Genomic DNA, 2,800 nt, shown 5'->3' on the forward strand with positions numbered 1-2,800 from the left:
CTGGAAGCGGGCGGACGGAATCGAACCGACAACAGCAGTTTGGAAGACTGCGGTTTTACCATTAAACTACGCCCGCACAGGCATCTGCCTCTGCCAAGTACCTATACTAGCATTTGCCGCTAGCCTCTTTCTAAGACCACCTCTGCTCAAAGCAGAGAGACGAGATGTTTCTCATCGACGCTGGAGCTGCTTCTTACGTTTCTTCTGCCACTGGCGAAACTCTCTCTCGTAGCGTTCCCCCTCCGTCTGGTAGGCGTTCCAGCCTTTGAGGGAAACTGTCAAGCCCCAGCCCATGAGTATAAACAGCGACCAAGATAGCCCCCCGCCGGAAAGCCAGTCCAAGCCCAGCAGAAAGCTGTTGACAATTGCGTATCGGCCCAGCAACTGGTAAAACTGCCGACGGCGGTAGCGCTGGAACTCGCGATGCTGGTTGTTCAGCTCTTGCCAAGCCTTCCATTCCTGCTCGGCCAAGTCCAGCTCTTGGGGTGAGATCCCCAGTTCGGCGGCCATCTCCTGCAACTGGGCGCGGGTAAACTCGCCCAGGCGCGGCTGGCGGGCAATGGCCCGCTGGAGGATCTGCTGCACGTCTTCTTGGCTGTACCGGGATCCCGACATTGAGTCTACACGCAACTTTACAATTCTTAGTCCAAGTTAGCCAGATCTTGCAGCTCGTTAAGTTCGCCTTGCTGCAGAAGCCAACCGCTAGACTAAACCTAGGCCAGCCCGCCAGGCGCTTTCTCCACGGCTAAGTTACTCCTTGCCAACCGAACTTGCCAATAGGGCTATGACTTCTACCCGCCCTAGATCCCGCCAGAGCCGTCAGAGTCGGACTTCCCTATTGAGCGATCTGCTACAGGCCGTGCCCCATCTGCGCCCGCAGCTTTATTTCAAGTCTTCTCTGGTTGCCCTTAGCCATGCCATCGAGGATCAGGTGTTGCAAGGTCAGGGATCCCCGTGGGTGTTCGCCAATTTTCAAAAGGAGCGCTACTACCGCCAGGAGGCGCGGCGCTACCGTCGCATCAGCGCGGTTGCCCAAGATGTGTTTGTGCTGGCTACCCCCGATGGGGCTCAGGCTGACCTGCCCCCTAACTTTATCCCCCTGGATCCGGAGGATCCACTGGCTCAGGAGTGGCATTTGATCGTTATCGACGCCCACTATGCCACCTGCTTGGTGTGTCGGGAGCGGCCCTGGCAAGGCAGCGATATCGATGCGGCGCGGCAGTTCGACGGCATCTGGTCATTTGAGCGCCTGATCGCCGCCCAGGCAGCTTTGGCTCTGTTGCCGAAGATCCTCGCTTACCGTCCGGATCTGGCTCCTCGCTTGGAGCCGGTTCGCCAGTACCTGGAGGGATCCCCGCAAAACTCCGCCAGCCAACTGAACCCAGGGCCCTTTACAGAGCGGCTGATCACCTATCTTCAGGCAGGGCAATACAAGCTGCAGCGGGCCTATCGCACCATTCAGGCTCAAGAGCGCAAGGAACGCTTGATCAACCGCATCAGCAGCGCCATTCGCCAGTCTTTGCATCCCGGCGATATCCTGACCATTGCGGTGCAGGAATTGGGGCAAGCGGCAGGAGTGGGGCGCTGTTTGATCTACCGCTACGATGGCCAGGTTCCTGCTGTCCAGATCGAGCACGAGTATCACACCCTGAGAATGGGCAGCCTCAAGGGATCCCTTTGGCCCGTGCAAAGCAACCCTTTTCTGCAGGAGGCAATAGCCTCAGCACACCTGGTGTGTTGCGAGGACAGCCAGAAGGATCCGCGTCTGCATTGCCTGCCGGAGCTGTGGCAGCCGGCCCAAATTCGCGCTTGGGTGGCTCTGCCGATTCTCTATCAGGGGCGGTTGCTGGGCCTCTTGGAGCTGCACCACGAACACCCTCGCCGCTGGCAGCCGGCCACTCTGGAGTTGGCAGAAGCCATTGCCAATCAAGTGGGGGTGGCCCTCTTACAGGCAGAAGCCTACCAGCACCTGGAAGAGCTGAATCGCCAATTGCAGGATCTGGATCGGGCCAAGTCGGAGCTGATCGCTGTGATCGGGCACGAGCTGCGCACCCCTTTGTCCACCATTCAAGTGTGTCTGGAGTCGTTGGCCGGCGATCCTCATATGCCCTTGGAGATGCGCCAGGAGATGTTGAATGCGGCTCTGCAAGATGCCGGTCGGCTGCGGGAGTTGGTGCAGGATTTTCTCACCCTCTCCAAGCTGGAAAGTGGTCGCGTTCGCTGGCATATCGAGCCGTTGTCTGCCCAAGAATGCGTGGAGCTGGCCCTGAGCAACGTCAAAGCGCGACGGCGGCACGAGGAGTTACCCACCATCGAGCAGGCGCTGCCCAGACGGCTGCCGATGGTCAAGGCGGATGGGGAATGGCTGGTGGAGGTCTTGCGCAAGCTGTTGGACAATGCCTGCAAGTTTACTCCTCCCAGCGGGCGGATCTGGATCCGGGCAGAGGTGGAGCCATCAGCCGGCGAACCTGGAGAAGCGATGGTGAGATTTACTGTGGCCGACAGTGGACGCGGCATTGAACCGGAGCGCTTACAGGTCATTTTCGAGCGGTTTTACCAGGCAGAGGGATCCCTGCGCCGTTCTGTGGGCGGGACGGGCTTGGGGCTGGCCATCTGCCGGCTGATCATCGAGGCGATGGGGGGGCGCATCTGGGCCGAATCGGGAGGGATCAACCAGGGCAGTGCCTTCCACTTCACCCTGCCGATAGCCAACCCACAAACCCAAAGACAACCCTCGATGGCCGCCTGAACCCTAAGAAGTGAAGGTCTGCTGCGCTGACCTGGGATCCCAGCCGGCAAA

General features: G+C 59.5%; 2 protein-coding genes and 1 tRNA gene. 1 reads left to right on the forward strand and 2 read right to left on the reverse strand.

Features of this window, described 5'->3' with window-relative positions; genetic code table 11:
- Window positions 1-5: 5 nt before the first annotated feature.
- Window positions 6-76: transfer RNA gene (locus NW852_RS07565), tRNA-Gly, on the reverse strand.
- A gap of 95 nt (window positions 77-171) precedes the next feature.
- Window positions 172-615, reverse strand: coding sequence for a 2TM domain-containing protein (locus NW852_RS07570; protein ID WP_414386033.1), 444 nt, complete (start codon window positions 613-615; stop codon window positions 172-174).
- Window positions 616-784: 169 nt separating this feature from the next.
- On the opposite strand from NW852_RS07570, the gene NW852_RS07575 reads away from it, so the two are divergent.
- The gene (locus tag NW852_RS07575; RefSeq protein WP_414371252.1) at window positions 785-2,749 is read left to right on the forward strand and encodes a DICT sensory domain-containing protein; all 1,965 of its coding nucleotides are present in this window, start codon (window positions 785-787) and stop codon (window positions 2,747-2,749) included.
- Window positions 2,750-2,800: the final 51 nt, after the last annotated feature.

The sequence above is a fragment of the Synechococcus sp. H60.1 genome, assembly GCF_047462335.1.
GTDB lineage: Bacteria > Cyanobacteriota > Cyanobacteriia > Thermostichales > Thermostichaceae > Thermostichus.

Excerpts from the sequence above, each read along its gene's own strand:
- NW852_RS07575 (WP_414371252.1), top strand. The coding sequence starts at position 785 with ATGACTTCTACCCGCCCTAGATCCCGCCAGAGCCGTCAGAGTCGGACT.
- NW852_RS07570 (WP_414386033.1), bottom strand. The coding sequence starts at position 615 with ATGTCGGGATCCCGGTACAGCCAAGAAGACGTGCAGCAGATCCTCCAG.